This window comes from Stenotrophomonas sp. SbOxS2, assembly GCF_013416715.1.
Lineage (GTDB): Bacteria > Pseudomonadota > Gammaproteobacteria > Xanthomonadales > Xanthomonadaceae > Stenotrophomonas > Stenotrophomonas lactitubi.
On record NZ_JAAVXD010000005.1, the window covers coordinates 364,289 to 381,624 of the forward strand.

Below are 17,336 nucleotides of genomic sequence, written 5' to 3' on the forward strand. Positions count from 1 at the left end.
TGCAATTTCACGTTATGCATTTCGCTGAGGTCGGCCGATGAAGGCGACAGGTAATTTCGAGGCGGCGCGCGACGTCGACCCGATGGTGGTGTTGAGCGACAAAACCCGCGCTCACATCGATCACTGGCTGTCCAAGTTCCCGCCGGACCGCAAGCGCTCTGCCGTGCTGCAGGGTCTGCATGCTGCCCAGGAGCAGAACCAGGGCTGGCTGACCGACGAGCTGATCGCCGGCGTGGCCAAGTACCTGGACCTGCCGCCGGTGTGGGCCTACGAGGTTGCCAGCTTCTACTCGATGTTCGAGACCGAGAAGGTGGGTCGCAACAACGTGGCCATCTGCACGAACATCAGCTGCTGGCTCAATGGCGCCGAAGACATCGTGCGCCATTGCGAGAAGAAGCTGGGCATCAAGAACGGTCAGTCGACCGCTGACGGCCGCGTCTACCTCAAGCGTGAGGAAGAGTGCCTGGCCGGCTGCGCGGGTGCACCGATGATGGTCATCAATGGTCACTACCATGAGCGTCTGACCCTGGAAAAGGTCGACGAGCTTCTGGACGGGCTGGAGTAAGGGCATGGCACATCACCACGAATCCAAGGGTCCGGTCGGCCCCGCGCCGCTGCCGCACCAGGTGGTCTACACCACCCTGCATTACGACACCCCGTGGTCGTACGAAAGCTATCTGAAGACCGGTGGCTACGCCGCCCTGCGCAAGATCCTCGAAGAGAAGATCCCGCCGGAGCAGGTCATCGAGATGGTCAAGGCCTCGGGCCTGCGCGGCCGTGGCGGCGCTGGTTTCCCGACCGGCCTGAAGTGGTCCTTCATGCCCAAGGGCAACGTGCAGAAGTACATCCTCTGCAACTCGGATGAATCCGAGCCGGGCACCTGCAAGGATCGCGACATCCTGCGTTACAACCCGCATTCGGTGGTGGAAGGCATGGCGATCGCCTGCTACGCCACCGGTTCGACCGTGGGCTACAACTACCTGCGCGGTGAGTTCCACCACGAGCCGTTCGAGCACTTCGAGCAGGCCCTGGCCGATGCCTATGCAAACGGCTGGCTGGGCAAGAACGTGCTGGGCTCGGGCGTGGATATCGACATCTACGGCGCCCTCGGTGCCGGCGCCTACATCTGCGGCGAAGAAACCGCACTGATGGAATCGCTGGAAGGCAAGAAGGGCCAGCCGCGCTACAAGCCGCCGTTCCCGGCCAACTTCGGCCTGTATGGCAAGCCGTCGACGATCAACAACACCGAAACCTATGGTTCGGTGCCGGCGATCATCCGCAATGGTCCCGAGTGGTTCAAGGGCCTGAGCCTGACCGCCAATGGCGGCCCGAAGTGCTTCTCGGTGTCCGGCTGCGTGCAGAAGGGCGGCAACTTCGAAGTGCCGCTCGGTACCACCTTCGACGACCTGCTGGAGATGGCTGGCGGCCTCAAGCCGGGCCGCAAGCTCAAGGGCGCGATCCCGGGCGGCGTGTCCATGCCGGTGCTGACCGCGGCCGAGCTGAAGGGCCTGCCGATGGACTACGACACCATCCGTGCGCTGGGCTCCGGCCTGGGTTCCGGTGCGGTCGTGGTGCTGGATGACAGCGTCTGCTGCGTCAAGTTCGCTTGCCGCATCAGCCAGTTCTTCCACAAGGAATCCTGTGGCCAGTGCACCCCGTGCCGTGAAGGTACCGGCTGGATGCACCGCGTGCTGGAGCGCATCGTCGCCGGCAAGGCCACGATGGAAGACCTGCACCAGTTGAAGACCGTGGCCGGTCAGATCGAAGGTCACACCATCTGTGCGTTCGGCGAAGCGGCGGCGTGGCCCATCCAGGGCTTCCTGCGCCAGTTCTGGGACGAATTCGAGTACTACATCGTCAACGGTCATTCGATGGTTGACGGCAAGAAGGTGGAGGCAGCCGCTGCATGAGCGCGCAACCCAATAATCCTGGAGTGACCCCCAGCGTGCCACCGGATCACGTCACCATCGAGATCGATGGCAAGTCGCTGGTCGTGCCCAAGGGTTCGATGATCATCCAGGCCGCCGACAAGGCGGGCATTTCGATTCCGCGCTTCTGCTACCACGAGAAGCTGCCGATCGCTGCCAACTGCCGCATGTGCCTGGTCGACGTGGAAAAGTCGCCGAAGCCGGCGCCGGCCTGTGCCACGCCGGTGATGGACGGCATGAAGGTCGCCACCCGCAGTGAGAAGGCGCTGAAGTTCCAGCGCTCGGTGATGGAGTTCCTGCTGATCAACCACCCGCTGGATTGCCCGATCTGCGATCAGGGCGGCGAGTGCGAACTGCAGGACGTGTCGCTGGGTTATGGCCGTTCGGTCAGCCGCTTCAACGAGCGCAAGCGCGTGGTGGCCGACGAGGACATGGGGCCGCTGGTCGCCACCGAGATGACCCGCTGCATCCAGTGCACCCGCTGCGTCCGCTTCACCGCCGACGTCGCCGGTACCTACGAACTGGGTGGCATGTACCGCGGTGAAAACCTGCAGATCGGCACCTACGACGGCAAGCCGCTGACCACCGAGCTTTCGGGCAATGTGGTCGACGTGTGCCCGGTCGGCGCGCTGACCAACAAGGTGTTCCAGTTCCGCGCCCGTCCGTGGGAACTGACCGCGCGCGAATCGCTGGGCTACCACGACGCGATGGGCTCGAACCTGTTCCTGCACGTGCGTCGCGGCGAAGTGCTGCGTACCGTGCCGCGCGACAACGAGTCGGTCAACGAGTGCTGGCTGTCCGATCGTGACCGTTATTCGCACCAGGGCCTGTACAGCGAAGACCGTGCGGTCAAGCCGCTGCGCAAGGTCAATGGCGAGTGGAAGGAAGTGAGCTGGGCCGAAGGCCTGGCCGCGGCCGCCGAGATCCTCAAGGCCAACCAGGGCGACAGCCTGGGCGTGCTGGTGCACCCGTCGACCTCGAACGAAGAGGGCGCACTGCTGGCCCGCCTGGCTACTGGCCTGGGTTCGAGCAACATCGACCACCGCATCAACAACCGTGACTTCTCCGACGCCGCCACCGCCGAAGTGTTCGGCCTGCCGCTGGCCGAGATCGAAGGCGCCGACCGCATCGTCGTTCTGGGCAGCAACATCCGCCACGAACTGCCGCTGCTGCACGCCCGCCTGCGCAAGGCGCAGACGACCAACGGCGCGAAGATCCACGTCGTCAACCCGGTCGACTTCGACTTCGCGTTCAGCATTGCCGGCAAGCAGATCGTGGCCCCGTCGAAGTTCGCCGATGCACTGGCCAACGCCGAGCTGCGTTCGGCGGTGCAGGGCGGTACCAACACCGTGCTGATCGTCGGTGGCATCGCCGAGAACCATCCGCAGGCTGCCGCGATCCGCGCCGCTGCGCGTGACTTCGCCGCCGCCACCGGTGCCAAGCTGTGCCGTATCCCGCAGGGCGCCAACGCGATCGGCCTGACCCGCGCCGGCGTGCTGCCGGCCGGCAAGGACGTCGCCGCGATGCTGGCCGATCCGCGCAAGGCCTACGTGGTCTACGGCCTGGAACCGGGCCTGGACTTCGCCGATGCTCCGGCCGCGCGCAAGGCGCTGGTCGGCGCACAGGTGGTGGCCTTCAGCCAGTTCGCCTGCGCCTCGACCCGCGACGTCGCCGACGTGATCCTGCCGATCGGTGCACTGCCGGAAATCGATGCCACCCTGACCAACCTCGACGGTCGCGAGCAGTCGGCCCGTGCCGGCGGCAAGCTGCCGGGCGAGGCCCGCGAGGGCTGGCGAGTGCTGCGTGCGCTTGGCGCTGAGCTGGCCGTCGCCGGCTTCGAGTTCATCGACCTGGCCGGCCTGCGCGCCAGCCTGGCCCCGGTGACTGTTGCCGTCGCTGCCTCGGCCCAGCCGGCCCTTGCCGGCGAAGGCCTGGAAGTGGCCTCGACCGCTGCGATCTACCGCACCGATGCGGTGGTCCGTCGCGCCCCGGCGCTGCAGTCGCATCCGCTCAACAACGCCCCGCGCATCGTGCTCAACGCTGACGATGCCGCCCGCCTGCAGCTGCAGGAAGGGCAGATGGCCAAGGTCGGCACCGATGCCGGCAAGGCCACCCTGCCGGTGGTGGTCGACGCCCGCGTCGCTGCGGGTTCGGTCTGGATTGAATCGGGCCACGGCGCAACCGCGCCGCTGGGTGCCGCTCGTGTTTCGGTGGTGGCTGCATGAACGAATTGCTGATTAACGCGGTCGATCCGCTGCACCAGTGGCTGCTTGGCCTCGGTGACATCGGCGCGCTGATCTGGATCATCCTGAAGATCCTGGTGATCACCGTTCCGGTGATCGTCTCGGTGGCCTTCTACGTGGTCTGGGAACGCAAGCTGATCGGCTGGATGCACGTCCGCCACGGCCCGATGTACGTGGGCATGGGCATCTTCCAGGCCTTCGCCGACGTCTTCAAGCTGCTGTTCAAGGAAGTCCTGCAGCCGAGCAGCGCCAACAAGGCGATCTTCCTGCTGGCGCCGCTGATCACCCTGGCTCCGGCCTTCGCGGCCTGGTCGGTGGTGCCCTTCGATTCGCAGATCGTGCTGTCCAACGCCAACGCCGGCCTGCTGTATCTGTTGGCGATGACCTCGCTCGGCATCTACGGCATCATCCTGGCCGGTTGGGCATCCAACTCGAAGTATGCGTTCCTGGGTGCGATGCGCGCCTCGGCGCAGATGATCAGCTACGAAATCGCCATGGGCTTCGCCCTGGTCGGCGTGATGATCGCTGCGGGCAGCCTGAATCTGAGCAACATCGTGATGGCGCAGGCCGGCAATTCCGGTTTCTTCGACTGGTTCCTGCTGCCGCTGTTCCCGCTGTTCGTCATCTACTGGGTGTCGGGCGTTGCCGAAACCAACCGCGCGCCGTTCGACGTGGTGGAAGGTGAGTCGGAAATCGTCGCCGGTCACATGGTCGAGTACTCGGGCGGTGCGTTCGCGCTGTTCTTCCTGGCCGAATACGCGAACATGATCCTGATCAGCTTCCTGATCTCGATCTTCTTCCTCGGCGGCTGGCTGAGCCCGATCCAGGGCTGGGTCAACCCGGGCGATATCTCGCCGCTGGTCGACTGGATCTGGAAGGGCGGTGCACCGTGGCTGTTCGTCAAGGTGTTCTTCTTCGCCAGTGCCTACATCTGGTTCCGTGCCAGCTTCCCGCGCTTCCGCTATGACCAGATCATGCGCCTGGGCTGGAAGGTCTTCATCCCGCTGGCCATTCTGTGGATTGCGGTTACCGCCGTCATGGTGTTCTTCGGCGTGATTCAAAAGGGCGTCTAAGTGATGAACAGGATTACCCATTACTTCAAGAGCCTGTTGCTGCTCGAACTGCTGGCCGGTCTCTGGCTGACGCTGAAGTACAGCTTCAAGCCGAAGTACACGATGATGTACCCGATGGAGAAGTTCCCGCAGTCGCCGCGCTTCCGTGGCCTGCACGCCCTGCGCCGTTATCCCAACGGTGAAGAGCGCTGCATCGCCTGCAAGCTGTGCGAAGCGGTGTGCCCGGCATTGGCCATCACCATCGATTCGGCCAAGCGCGAGGACGGCACCCGCCGTACCACGCGCTACGACATCGATCTGTTCAAGTGCATCTTCTGCGGCTTCTGTGAGGAAAGCTGCCCGGTGGACTCGATCGTCGAGACCCACATCCTCGAGTACCACTTCGAGAATCGTGGCGAAAACATCGTTACCAAGCCGCAGCTGCTGGCCCTGGGCGACCGTCTCGAATCCGAGATCGCCGAGCGTCGTGCCGCCGATGCCGCTTACCGCTGAGGTCGAGAGATGGATTGGGTAAATATCGCTTTCTGGGTCTTCGCCATCGCGGCAACGGTTTCGGCCGCTGCAGTGATCAGCGTGCGCAACCCCGTGCATGCTGTCCTGTGCCTGGTGCTGACCTTCTTCTCCATCGCCTGCGTGTGGCTGCTGGTCGGCGCCGAGTTCCTCGGTGTTGCGCTGGTGCTGGTCTACGTCGGCGCGGTGATGGTGCTGTTCCTGTTTGTGGTGATGATGCTCGACATCGATCCTACGAAGATGCGTGAAGGCTGGGTGCGCTACCTGCCGGTCGGCCTCATCGTTGCCGTGGCGATGCTGGTGCAGATGCTGACCCTGATCGGCGTGAAGAGCAGGGCGGTCACTCCGTTCCCGGCCGACAACGCCGCCGCTCTCGCCGCCGACAGCTCCAACGTCACCTGGCTGGCCCGCACCCTGTTCACTGAATACCTGCTGCCGTTCGAGTTCGCTGCCGTCATCCTGACCGTGGCCGTGGTGGCCGCGGTGATGCTGACCCTGCGTCGTCGTACCGGTGTAAAGAGCCAGAACCCGGGTGAGCAGACCATGGTCAAGGCGGGCGACCGCCTGCGCATGGTCAAGATGGGCGCCGAAGTGCCGGTCGTGCACAGCAACAGCAAGCCGGTTGCCGGCGAGGAGACCCAGCCGTGATTACCCTTGGCCACATGCTTGCGCTCGGCGCGGTGCTGTTCGCCATCAGCCTGGCCGGCATCTTCCTCAACCGGAAGAACGTCATCGTCCTGCTGATGTCGATCGAACTGATGCTGCTGTCGGTGAACGTCAATTTCGTCGCGTTCTCGCGTCAGTTGGGTGATCCGTCCGGTCAGCTGTTCGTGTTCTTCATCCTGACCGTCGCCGCAGCCGAGGCCGCCATCGGCCTGGCGATCCTGGTGACCCTGTTCCGTACACGCCGAACGATCAATGTCGGCGAAGTCGATTCGTTGAAGGGCTGATCCACAGATGGAAATCACTCTCTCCAAGAGTCTGTTGATCGCAGTGGTGCTTGCACCGCTGTTCGGCAGCATCATCGCCGGCCTGTTCGGTCGCCAGGTCAAGCGCTTCGGCGCGCAGACCATCACCATCCTCGGTGTCGCCGTTGCCTGCGGCCTGTCGATGCACACGCTCTACCAGCTGCTGTGGGGCGGGGCTCAGCCGTTCAACGAGAACCTGTACACGTTCTTCGAAGTCGGCCAGTACTCGGCCCACGTCGGTTTCATGGTCGACAAGCTGACCGCGATGATGATGGTGGTGGTGACCTTCGTGTCGCTGCTGGTCCACATCTACACGATCGGCTACATGCAGGACGATCCGGGTTACCAGCGGTTCTTCAGCTACATCTCGCTGTTCACCTTCTCGATGCTCACCCTGGTGATGAGCAACAACTTCCTGCAGCTGTTCTTCGGCTGGGAAGCAGTGGGCCTGGTGTCGTACCTGCTGATCGGTTTCTGGTTCAAGCGTCCGACCGCGATCTTCGCCAACATGAAGGCGTTCCTGGTCAACCGCGTCGGTGACTTCGGCTTCCTGCTGGGCATCGCCGGTGTGTTGTGGGTGTTCGGTACCCTGGATTACTCGCAGGTGTTCTCGCAGGCCGGCATGCTCGCCGACCCGCGCGCCCAGCTGCAGATCTGGGACGGCACCATGTTCGGCATGCAGCTGCTCAACGAGCCGGTGATCTGGTCGATCGCCACCGTCATCTGCATCGGCCTGTTCATCGGCGCCATGGGCAAGTCGGCGCAGGTTCCGCTGCACGTGTGGCTGCCGGATTCGATGGAAGGCCCGACCCCGATCTCGGCGCTGATCCACGCCGCGACGATGGTGACCGCCGGTATCTTCATGGTCACCCGCATGTCGCCGCTGTTCGAGCTGTCGCAGACCGCGCTGAACTTCATCCTGTTCATCGGTGCCACCACCGCGTTCTTCACCGGCCTGATCGGCATCGTGCAGAACGACATCAAGCGCGTCGTCGCGTACTCCACGCTGTCCCAGCTGGGTTACATGACCGTGGCGCTGGGCGTGTCGGCGTACTCCGCTGCCGTCTTCCACCTGATGACCCACGCCTTCTTCAAGGCGCTGCTGTTCCTGGGTGCCGGCTCGGTCATCATCGCGATGCACCACGAGCAGGACATGCGCAAGATGGGCGGCCTGCGCAAGTACATGCCGATCACCTTCATCACCATGTGGATCGGTACCCTGGCCCTGGTCGGTACGCCGTTCTTCTCCGGCTTCTACTCGAAGGACACCATCATCGAGGCCGCCGAGATCCACGCCCACATGCAGAACAGCTGGGTAGCCACCTACGGCTACTGGGCCGTGCTGGGTGGAGTGCTGGTGACCAGCTTCTACAGCTTCCGCCTGCTGTTCCTGACCTTCCACGGCAAGGAACGCTTCCGCGATGCACACGATGATCACGGCCATGGTCATGACGACCACCATGCTGCCGACGCACACCATGCCGACGCGCATGACGACCACGGCCATGGCCACGGTCCGCATGAGCCGCATGAAACGCCGTGGGTGGTGACGCTGCCGCTGATCCTGCTGGCCATCCCGTCGATCGCCATCGGTTTCTTCAGCATCGGTCCGATGCTGCACGGCACCGACTGGGCCGGTCACCACGCTCATGCGGCGATCAAGGGCCAGGTCAACACGTTCTTCACCGGCATCGTCGATTTCTACGATCCGGCCAAGAACACCGTGGCCTTCCTGGGCGAGGAGTTCCATGGTCCGGTGGCGTTCGCGCTGCACGGCATGATGCTGCCGCCGTTCTGGCTGACCCTGGCAGGCTTCCTGCTGGCTGCGTTGTTCTACCTGTGGAAGCCGGACCTGTCGGGCAAGGCGCGCAAGACCTTCGCCCCGGTGGTGTCCGTGCTGGAAAACAAGTACGGCTTCGACAAGCTGTGGATCGATGGCCTCGCCGGTGGCAGCGTCAAGCTGGGCAAGGTCTCGCGCTGGATCGACAGCAACATCGTCGACGGCGTGGTCAATCTCTCGGCACGTGTTGTGGACGTCGCAGCCAGCGTGCTGCGCCGTACCCAATCCGGTTTCCTCTATCACTACGCCTTCGCGATGATCATCGGCCTGATTGCCCTCCTGGGCGTGCTGATGCATTACCTGCGTTGATGACCTGTACGGAATAAGAAGACGTGTCGAACTGGCCTCTACTCAGTGTCCTCATCTGGCTGCCGATCCTCGGCGGTGCCCTGATCCTTGCGATCCGTGATGCGCAGACCGCCCGCTGGGCGTCGCTGGGCGTCGCGGTGCTGACCTTCGTGGCGAGTCTCTCGCTGCTGGGCGGCTACAACCCGGGCATCGACGCGCTGCAGTTCGTCGAGACCCACGCCTGGATCCCGACCTACAACATCGGCTACAACCTGGGCGTGGACGGCATCGCCGTAGCGCTGATCCTGCTGACCACGCTGGTCAGCGTGCTCGCCCTGATCGGTGCCTGGAGCGCGATCGACAAGCGCGTGAACCAGTACGTGGCTGCCTTCCTGATCCTGGAAGGTGTCACCGTCGGTATCTTCTCGGCCACGGACGCGATGCTGTTCTACGTGTTCTTCGAGGCGATGCTGATTCCGATGTTCCTGATCATCGGTGTCTGGGGTGGCCCGCGCCGCATCTACGCCGCGCTGAAGTTCTTCCTGTACACCTTCCTCGGCTCGGTGCTGATGCTGGTGGCGCTGATCTACCTGTACATGAAGGGCGGCAGCTTCCAGCTGGCCGACCTCTATGCACTGCAGCTGTCGGGCAAGGAACAGACCTGGATCTTCTTCGCCTTCCTGATCGCGTTTGCGGTCAAGGTGCCGATGTTCCCGGTGCACACCTGGCTGCCGGACGCGCACGTGGAAGCGCCGACCGCCGGTTCGGTGATCCTGGCCGCCATCGCACTGAAGATCGGTGGCTACGGCTTCCTGCGCTTCAACCTGCCGATCGTCCCCGATGCGTCGCAGGAGTGGGCATGGCTGGTCATCGCGCTGTCGCTGATTGCGGTGATCTACGTCGGCCTGGTCGCCCTGGTGCAGGACGACATGAAGAAGCTGATCGCCTATTCGTCGATCGCGCACATGGGCTTCGTCACCCTGGGCACCTTCATTGCCCTGTGGCTGGTGCGTGAAGCGGGCAACGTCGATGCGGCCCGCCTGGGCCTGCAGGGCGCCATGGTGCAGATGATCTCGCACGGCTTCGTGTCCGGCGCGATGTTCTCCTGCGTCGGCGTGCTGTACGACCGCATGCACAGCCGCCGCATCGCCGATTACGGCGGCGTGGTCAACGTGATGCCCTGGTTCGCCACCTTCGCCATGCTGTTCTTCATGGCCAATGCGGGCCTGCCGGGTACCAGCGGTTTCGTCGGCGAGTTCATGGTCATCCTGGCGGCGTTCCAGCGGAACCCGTGGATCGCCCTGGGCGCAGCCACCACCCTGATCATCGGCGCGGCCTACACCCTGTGGCTGTACAAGCGCGTCTTCTTCGGCGAGGTGGCCAACAGCCACGTCGCCGAACTGAAGGACATCAACGGCCGCGAATGGCTGGTGCTGGGCGTGTTCGCCATTGGCGTGCTGGCCCTGGGCATCTACCCCAAGCCGCTGACCGACCTGATGGAGCCCTCGATCGCAAAGCTGGCGATGCAGATCGCATCCAGCAAGCTGCTGTAATTCCAGGATTTGATGATGACCACCTCGCCGCTGCTGCCACTGACCGCCGCTGACCTGCCACCGCTCGCTCCCGAGCTGGTGCTGATCGGCAGCGCCTTCGCCCTGATGATCCTCGACCTGTTCGTCAGTGAACGGAACAAGATCGTCACCCACCTGTTCTCGGTCGCCGCACTGGCCGTGGTGCTGTTCATGCTGGCCACCGGCGTGGGCGGGCAGGGGGAGGTCTTCCATGGCATGTTCGTGCGCGATACCGCCGCGGACGTGATGAAGACCGGGATCGTGCTGCTCAGCGGCCTGACCCTGATCTATGGCTGGGGCTACCTGCGCGAGCGCAAGCTGTTCCAGGGTGAGATCCCGGTGCTGATCCTGTTCGGCACCGCCGGCATGATGATCCTGGTTTCCGCCGGCAGCCTGCTGATGGTGTACCTGGGCCTGGAACTGCTGGCCCTGTGCTCCTACGCGCTGGTCGCCAGCAACCGCGAAAGCGGCCTGGCCTCGGAAGCGGCGATGAAGTACATCGTCCTCGGCTCGCTGGCCTCGGGCCTGCTGCTGTACGGCATGTCGCTGATCTACGGCGCCACCGGCAGCCTGCACCTGGATGCCATCCAGGCCGCCATCCCGCACTCGGAAGAGCGCGTGCTGCTGATCACCGGCGCGGTATTCATGATTGCCGGTGTCGCCTTCAAGCTGGGTGCCGCACCGTTCCACATGTGGCTGCCGGACGTGTACCAGGGTGCTCCGGCACCGATCGCGCTGTTCATCAGCTCGGCACCGAAGCTGGCCGCCTTCGGCATGGCCTATCGCCTGCTGGAAATGGGCGTGGGCCCGCTGTCGACCGAACTGCAGCTGATGATTGCCGGCCTGGCCGCGTTGTCGCTGGTAATCGGCAACCTGATGGCCATCGCGCAGAGCAACCTCAAGCGCATGCTGGCGTTCTCCACCGTGTCGCACATCGGCTTCCTGCTGATGGGCATCGCCGGCGGCGGTTCGCAGGGCTATGCGGCGGCGCTGTTCTATGCCCTGGCCTACGCGATCATGTCGACCGCGGCCTTCGGCGCGATCATCGCGCTGTCGCGTGCCGGCTTCGAAGCGGAGAACATCGAGGACTTCAAGGGCCTGAACGCCCGCAACCCGTGGATGGCCGGCCTGGTGCTGTGCATCATGGCGTCACTGGCGGGCATCCCGCCGTTCCTCGGCTTCTGGACCAAGCTGGCCGTGCTCGGCGCCGCCGTCAACGGCGGCCTGTTGTGGCTGGCGATCCTGGGCGTGCTGTGCGCGGTGGTCGGCTGCTTCTACTACCTGCGCGTCATCAAGGTCATGTACTTCGATGAGCCGGTGGGTGAGGCCATGCCGCGCAGCAAGGACCGTGTGCTGGGCGTGGTGCTGGGCGTGAACGCACTGGCATTGCTGGCGCTGGGCCTGGCCTGGAACCCGATCATGGTCTGGTGCCAGCAGGCATTTGCGCATCTTGCATAAAAGTTGACACAAAGCTGCGCGATTCGTGTAATATACGCAGCTTGAGTTGTCACTGCAGCGGTTCAGCCAGAACATCGTTGCGGAGCGCCTCCCTCGCCAGAGTGGAGGCAGCGGTTCAAACACTTCCGGTGCGGGGTGGAGCAGTCTGGCAGCTCGTCGGGCTCATAACCCGAAGGTCGCAGGTTCAAATCCTGCCCCCGCTACCAAGTAAAGAATGCGCCTTCGAAGTTCTGCTTCGAAGGCGTTTTTCTTTGGCGCTTCCGCTGATCCACCGGGCATGGCCCGGCGCTGCCATCGCGCGGTCATCCGGTAGCGCCGGGCCATGCCCGGCGAGCGCAGCGGAGGGTTTCAGCACGGCCGCAGCCTTGCACCAGAGCGGTGCAGGGGCTATCATCAGCGGCCTAGAAGTACCCCTGACGGCGGCGCTCCCCATCGGAGATCCACCCGGAAGGAGGGCCGCAACACGCTTGTTCAGCGCGTTGCAACCGGAATCCAGTCACCGGAGTCTTTCCGGAAAAGGGGCCCAGCGGGCCCTTCGTCGTTTTCGGGGCGTCATGTTTCCATGCTGGCCACGGCCGGCACCCAACCAAGAGATCAAGGCAGGCTGTGAGCGACAAGGCAACCGACATCGCGAATCTGCTCGCCCCGACCGTTGTGTCGCTGGGCCTGGAGCTGCTGGGCGTTGAGTATCTGCCGGCCCCCGGCGGTGCGACCCTTCGCCTTTACATCGACGTGCCGCTGGCGGAACAGCCCGAGCGCATCATCAATGTGGACGACTGTGAGCGGGTAAGCCGCGAAGTCTCTGCACAGATGGACGTCGAGGACCCGATCAGCGGCAATTACACGCTGGAAGTGTCCTCGCCGGGCGTGGATCGCCCGCTGTTCAACCTGGAGCAGTTCGGTCGTCACCTCGGCGAATCGGCCAAGGTCACCCTGAAGCTGCCGCAGGAAAACCGCCGTCGCCTGCAGGGTCGCATCGACGCGATCGATGAGGCGCAGGGCAGCATCACCTTCATCGTCGACAGCACCGCACTGGTGGTGTCGGTCGACAACATCGACAAGGCGCGGATCATGCCTGACTGGGTGGCGCTGGGGCTGGCCCCGAGCAAGCCGACCGGTCCGGCACCGAAGCGTCCGAAGCCGAACAAGAATTCTTCTTCCAACGAGCCGGCGGCAAAGAAGCCGCGCGCGGAGTGAGCCAATGAGCAAGGAACTGTTGCTGGTAGTGGACGCGGTCGCCAACGAGAAGGGCGTGCCGCGTGAAGTAATCTTCGATGCCATCGAGGCCGCCCTGGCCTCGGCAGCGAAGAAGCGCTATCCCGACGAGGAAGTGCTGACCCGCGTGGTCATCGACCACAAGGATGGCAACTACGAAACCTACCGCCGCTGGGAAGTGGTGGCCGATGACGTGGTGATGGAATCGCCGGATCGCCAGATCCGCCTGATGGACGCGATCGACGAAGCCGAAGGCGTGGACGTCGGCGATTACATCGAAGAGCAGATCGAGAACCCCGACTTCGGTCGCATCGCCGCCCAGGCCGCCAAGCAGGTGATCGTGCAGCGCGTGCGCGAAGCCGAGCGCCAGCAGGTTGTCGATGCGTGGGCCGACCGTGTGGGCGAACTGATCACCGGTGTGGTCAAGCGCGCCGAGCGCGGCAACATCTATGTCGACCTTGGCGGCAACGCTGAAGGTTTCATTCCGAAGGACAAGGGCATTCCGCGTGATGTCCTGCGTGCCGGCGACCGCGTCCGCGGGTACCTGGCCGAAGTGCGTTCGGAGCCGCGTGGCCCGCAGCTGTTCATCAGCCGCGCCGCGCCGGAATTCATGATCGAGCTGTTCAAGCTGGAAGTGCCGGAAGTCGGCCAGGGCCTGGTGGAAATCAAGGCCTGTGCCCGCGATCCGGGCGACCGCGCCAAGATCGCCGTGCTCGCCCACGACCAGCGCACCGATCCGATCGGCGCCTGCATCGGCATGCGTGGTTCGCGCGTGCAGGCCGTGTCCAACGAGCTCAATGGCGAGCGCGTGGACATCGTCCTGTGGAACGAGAACCCGGCCAACTTCGTCATCAATGCGATGGCGCCGGCCGAAGTGCAGTCGATCATCGTCGATGAAGACAAGCATTCGATGGACCTGGCCGTTGCTGAAGACCGCCTGGCCCAGGCGATCGGCAAGGGCGGCCAGAACGTGCGCCTGGCCAGCCGCCTGACCGGCTGGCAGCTCAACGTGATGACCCAGGACCAGGTGACCGCCAAGTCGGAAGCCGAGCAGGCTTCGGCCCGCCAGCTGTTCATGGACAAGCTGGAGGTGGACGAGGAAATCGCTGGCATCCTGGTCAGCGAAGGCTTCGGCACGGTCGAGGAAATTGCATACGTACCGGTCGGCGAACTGCTGGCCGTGGAAGGTTTCGACGAAGACATCGTCGAAGAGCTGCGCGCACGTGCCCGCGATGCGCTGCTCAATGAGGCCCTGGCAGTCGAGGAAGGCCTGGAGGACGGCCAGCCGGCACAGGACCTGCTGTCCCTGAAGGGCATGGACGAAGCCACCGCATATGCGTTGGCCGGCCACGGCGTGCGTACCAGCGAGGACTTGTCCGACCTGGCCGCCGACGAGGTCATGGACTTCGGCATTGAAGGGCTGGACCAGGAGCGCGCCGCGGCGCTGATCCTGGCCGCGCGTGCCGAGGAAATCGCCCGACTGGAACGCGGCGAATGAGCCGGCAATGAACAGGGCCCTGAGCCGATCAGGGCGTAGAATCCGCGCCACCTCCAGATGCGGGGGGGCGCCCACAAGATCATAGGATCCGAATGTCGCAGCAAACCACCATCCGCAAGCTTGCTGAACTGGTCAATACACCGGTCGAAAAACTGCTGGAACAGCTGGCTGGTGCCGGCATGAAGTTCAGCGGTCCCGACCAGGTCGTGACCAGCTCCGAGAAAGTGAAGCTCCTGGGCTTCCTTCGTCGCTCGCACGGCAAGCCCGAGCAGGCCCCGGAAGAGACTGATCAATCTGCCAAGAAGATCACCCTCAACCGTCGCAAGCAACAGGAAGTGACGGTCAGTTCCGGTCGCAGCAAGACAACCGTGAACGTGGAAGTGCGCCAGAAGCGCACCTACGTCAAGGATGGTGCGCGTGCGATGACCCCGGACGAAGAGCGTGCCGACATCCTGCGCAAGCTGGAAGAGTCGCGCGCACGCAACCTTGCCGAGCAGCAGGCCCTGGCCGAGAAGGACCGCCTGCGTGACGAGGCCATCGTTCGTGCACGCGAGGAAGAGGTCGCTGCCAAGGAGCGTGCCGAGGCCGAGAAGAAGGCTGCCGAGGAAGCTGCGGTTGCCGCCAAGGCTGCCGAGGCCCTGGCTGCCAGCAAGCCCAAGGTGCGTGCTCCGATCGACGAAACCGCGCCGCGCCCGCCGCGCGCTCCGGCCGCAGCCCCGGCTGCTCCGCGTAGTGCAGCGCCGCCGCGCAGCGACGACCGCAACAACCGCAACGCGCCGCGCAACGAGCGTGGACCGGGTGACCGCTTTGCCGGTCAGATGCACCTGTCCGCTGCCGATCGTGCACGCCGTGGCAACAGCAACAACAGCAACAACCGTGGTCGCCCGGGCAGCCGTCCGACGTCCGGCCGTCGCGACATGTCGCGCGGCGGTGGCAACTCCGGCCCGCACGCCTTCGAGCGTCCGACCGCACCGGTCGTGCGTGAAGTGGCGATCGGTGACACCATCACCGTGGCCGACCTGGCGCAGAAGCTCGCGCTGAAGGGCGGCGAGGTGGTGAAGGCGCTGTTCAAGATGGGCGTGATGGCCACCATCACCCAGTCCATCGACCACGACACCGCGGCACTGGTCACCGAAGAGCTGGGCCACAAGGCGATCCGCGCCAGCGACAACGACGCCGAAGACGCGCTGTTGGCATCGGCGGGTGAGAACAAGGGCGAGGCCGTGCAGCGTCCGCCGGTGGTCACCATCATGGGCCACGTCGACCACGGCAAGACCTCGCTGCTTGATTACATCCGTCGCACCAAGGTCGCCACCGGCGAAGCCGGCGGCATCACCCAGCACATCGGTGCGTACCACGTTGAAACGCCGAAGGGCGTCATCAGCTTCCTGGATACCCCGGGCCACGCCGCGTTCACCTCGATGCGTGCCCGCGGTGCCAAGCTGACCGACATCGTGGTGCTGGTCGTGGCTGCCGATGACGGCGTCATGCCGCAGACCAAGGAAGCGATCCAGCACGCCCGTTCGGCGGGTGTGCCGCTGATCGTGGCGATCAACAAGATCGACAAGTCCGGCGCCGACCCGATGCGGGTCAAGAACGAGCTGCTCTCCGAGCAGGTCGTGGCCGAAGACTTCGGTGGCGACACCCAGATGGTGGAGATCTCGGCCAAGACCGGCCTGGGCATCGACGATCTGCTGGAAGCTGTTTCGGTCCAGGCTGAGCTGCTGGAACTGAAGGCGGTCGACGAGGGGCGTGCCAACGGCGTGGTCATCGAATCGTCGCTGGACAAGGGCCGTGGCCCGATCGCGACGGTGCTGGTGCAGCAGGGCCGCCTGAAGAAGGGCGATTACCTGGTGTGCGGTATCCAGTACGGCCGCGTGCGTGCGCTGTTCGACGAAACCGGCAAGCAGCCGGAGTTCGCGGGTCCGTCCATCCCGGTGCAGGTCCTGGGCCTGTCCGGCGTGCCGGAAGCCGGTGACGACTTCGTCGTCGTCGACGACGAGCGTCTGGCCAAGGACGTTGCCCAGCAGCGTGAGACCAAGCGCCGTGAATCGCGCCTGGTCGCCACCGCTGGCAGCCGCATGGAAGACATCATGGCGACCCTGGGCAAGGGCGAGGGCCAGCAGGTCCTCAACCTGGTCATCAAGGCCGACGTGCAGGGTTCGGTGCAGGCGTTGAGCCAGGCCCTGGTGGCGCTGTCCAACGACGACATCCGCATCAACGTGATCCACTCCGGCGTGGGCGGCATCACCGAGTCGGACGCCAATTCGGCTGCCGCTTCGAAGGCCACCGTCATCGGCTTCAACGTGCGTGCGGATGCTTCGGCCCGTCGCATCATCGAATCCAACGGCGTGGACCTGCGTTACTTCTCGATCATCTATGACGTGATCGATCAGGTGAAGCAGGTGGCCTCCGGTCTGCTGGGCGTGGAGATCCGCGAAGAGATCATCGGTATCGCCGAGGTCCGCGACGTCTTCCGCAGCTCCAAGCTGGGTGCCGTCGCCGGCAGCATGGTCATCGAGGGTGTGGTCAAGCGCAACAAGCCGATCCGCGTCCTGCGCGACAGCGTGGTGATCTTCGAAGGCGAACTGGAATCGCTGCGCCGCTTCAAGGAAAACGTCGAGGAAGTCCGCAACGGTACCGAGTGTGGTATCGCGGTGAAGGCCTACAACGACGTCAAGCCGGGTGACCAGATCGAGTGCTTCGAGCGTATCGAAGTGCCGCGCACCCTGTAATGCTGCAAC

General features: G+C 64.3%; 13 protein-coding genes and 1 tRNA gene. All 14 read left to right on the forward strand.

What is annotated here, in order from left to right; translation table 11 throughout:
• Window positions 1–37 precede the first annotated feature (37 nt).
• The 14 genes from nuoE (at window position 38) to infB (ending at window position 17,327) form a co-directional block, all read left to right on the forward strand.
• Window positions 38–565, forward strand: a complete 528-nt coding sequence (gene nuoE, locus HFK18_RS11200) for an NADH-quinone oxidoreductase subunit NuoE (protein WP_025876204.1) — start codon at window positions 38–40, stop codon at window positions 563–565.
• A gap of 4 nt (window positions 566–569) precedes the next feature.
• Window positions 570–1,910: an NADH-quinone oxidoreductase subunit NuoF gene (gene nuoF / locus HFK18_RS11205; RefSeq protein ID WP_025876206.1), complete on the forward strand. Its 1,341-nt coding sequence runs from the start codon at window positions 570–572 to the stop codon at window positions 1,908–1,910.
• Window positions 1,907–4,153, forward strand: a complete 2,247-nt coding sequence (gene nuoG / locus HFK18_RS11210; protein WP_180166331.1) for an NADH-quinone oxidoreductase subunit NuoG — start codon at window positions 1,907–1,909, stop codon at window positions 4,151–4,153. The genes nuoF and nuoG overlap by 4 nt, the downstream gene beginning before the upstream one ends.
• Window positions 4,150–5,244, forward strand: coding sequence for an NADH-quinone oxidoreductase subunit NuoH (gene nuoH / locus HFK18_RS11215; protein ID WP_099819057.1), 1,095 nt, complete (start codon window positions 4,150–4,152; stop codon window positions 5,242–5,244). Before nuoG ends, nuoH begins: the two co-directional genes overlap by 4 nt.
• Before the next feature lie 3 nt (window positions 5,245–5,247).
• Window positions 5,248–5,736, forward strand: coding sequence for an NADH-quinone oxidoreductase subunit NuoI (nuoI, locus tag HFK18_RS11220; RefSeq protein ID WP_005417924.1), 489 nt, complete (start codon window positions 5,248–5,250; stop codon window positions 5,734–5,736).
• A gap of 9 nt (window positions 5,737–5,745) precedes the next feature.
• A complete protein-coding gene (locus HFK18_RS11225) occupies window positions 5,746–6,402 on the forward strand; it encodes an NADH-quinone oxidoreductase subunit J (protein WP_099819058.1) in 657 nt (218 codons plus the stop codon).
• Window positions 6,399–6,704, forward strand: coding sequence for an NADH-quinone oxidoreductase subunit NuoK (gene nuoK, locus HFK18_RS11230; protein WP_006381125.1), 306 nt, complete (start codon window positions 6,399–6,401; stop codon window positions 6,702–6,704). Before HFK18_RS11225 ends, nuoK begins: the two co-directional genes overlap by 4 nt.
• Before the next feature lie 7 nt (window positions 6,705–6,711).
• Complete coding sequence (gene nuoL, locus HFK18_RS11235; protein ID WP_180166332.1) at window positions 6,712–8,871, forward strand: NADH-quinone oxidoreductase subunit L; 2,160 nt, start codon at window positions 6,712–6,714, stop codon at window positions 8,869–8,871.
• Window positions 8,872–8,894: 23 nt separating this feature from the next.
• Window positions 8,895–10,403, forward strand: a complete 1,509-nt coding sequence (locus HFK18_RS11240) for an NADH-quinone oxidoreductase subunit M (RefSeq protein WP_089236294.1) — start codon at window positions 8,895–8,897, stop codon at window positions 10,401–10,403.
• Between the two features lie 15 nt (window positions 10,404–10,418).
• Window positions 10,419–11,879 (forward strand): NADH-quinone oxidoreductase subunit NuoN, encoded by a 1,461-nt coding sequence (gene nuoN / locus HFK18_RS11245; RefSeq protein ID WP_100553092.1) that lies wholly within the window; start codon window positions 10,419–10,421, stop codon window positions 11,877–11,879.
• A gap of 129 nt (window positions 11,880–12,008) precedes the next feature.
• Window positions 12,009–12,085, forward strand: a tRNA-Met gene (locus HFK18_RS11250).
• Between the two features lie 400 nt (window positions 12,086–12,485).
• Entirely contained in the window at window positions 12,486–13,076 is a 591-nt protein-coding gene (gene rimP, locus HFK18_RS11255) for a ribosome maturation factor RimP (RefSeq protein WP_180166333.1), read from the forward strand.
• A 4-nt stretch (window positions 13,077–13,080) separates the two neighbouring features.
• A complete protein-coding gene (gene nusA, locus HFK18_RS11260; protein WP_089236291.1) occupies window positions 13,081–14,592 on the forward strand; it encodes a transcription termination factor NusA in 1,512 nt (503 codons plus the stop codon).
• Between the two features lie 92 nt (window positions 14,593–14,684).
• On the forward strand, window positions 14,685–17,327 hold the full coding sequence (gene infB, locus HFK18_RS11265; RefSeq protein ID WP_089236290.1) for a translation initiation factor IF-2: 2,643 nt from the start codon (window positions 14,685–14,687) through the stop codon (window positions 17,325–17,327).
• Window positions 17,328–17,336 lie beyond the last annotated feature (9 nt).

What these genes read in the sequence shown, in the direction of transcription:
- nuoE (WP_025876204.1), top strand. Translation starts at nt 38, where the DNA reads ATGAAGGCGACAGGTAATTTCGAGGCGGCGCGCGACGTCGACCCGATG.
- nuoF (WP_025876206.1), top strand. Translation starts at nt 570, where the DNA reads ATGGCACATCACCACGAATCCAAGGGTCCGGTCGGCCCCGCGCCGCTG.
- nuoG (WP_180166331.1), top strand. Translation starts at nt 1,907, where the DNA reads ATGAGCGCGCAACCCAATAATCCTGGAGTGACCCCCAGCGTGCCACCG.
- nuoH (WP_099819057.1), top strand. Translation starts at nt 4,150, where the DNA reads ATGAACGAATTGCTGATTAACGCGGTCGATCCGCTGCACCAGTGGCTG.
- nuoI (WP_005417924.1), top strand. Translation starts at nt 5,248, where the DNA reads ATGAACAGGATTACCCATTACTTCAAGAGCCTGTTGCTGCTCGAACTG.
- HFK18_RS11225 (WP_099819058.1), top strand. Translation starts at nt 5,746, where the DNA reads ATGGATTGGGTAAATATCGCTTTCTGGGTCTTCGCCATCGCGGCAACG.
- nuoL (WP_180166332.1), top strand. Translation starts at nt 6,712, where the DNA reads ATGGAAATCACTCTCTCCAAGAGTCTGTTGATCGCAGTGGTGCTTGCA.
- nuoN (WP_100553092.1), top strand. Translation starts at nt 10,419, where the DNA reads ATGACCACCTCGCCGCTGCTGCCACTGACCGCCGCTGACCTGCCACCG.
- nusA (WP_089236291.1), top strand. Translation starts at nt 13,081, where the DNA reads ATGAGCAAGGAACTGTTGCTGGTAGTGGACGCGGTCGCCAACGAGAAG.
- infB (WP_089236290.1), top strand. Translation starts at nt 14,685, where the DNA reads ATGTCGCAGCAAACCACCATCCGCAAGCTTGCTGAACTGGTCAATACA.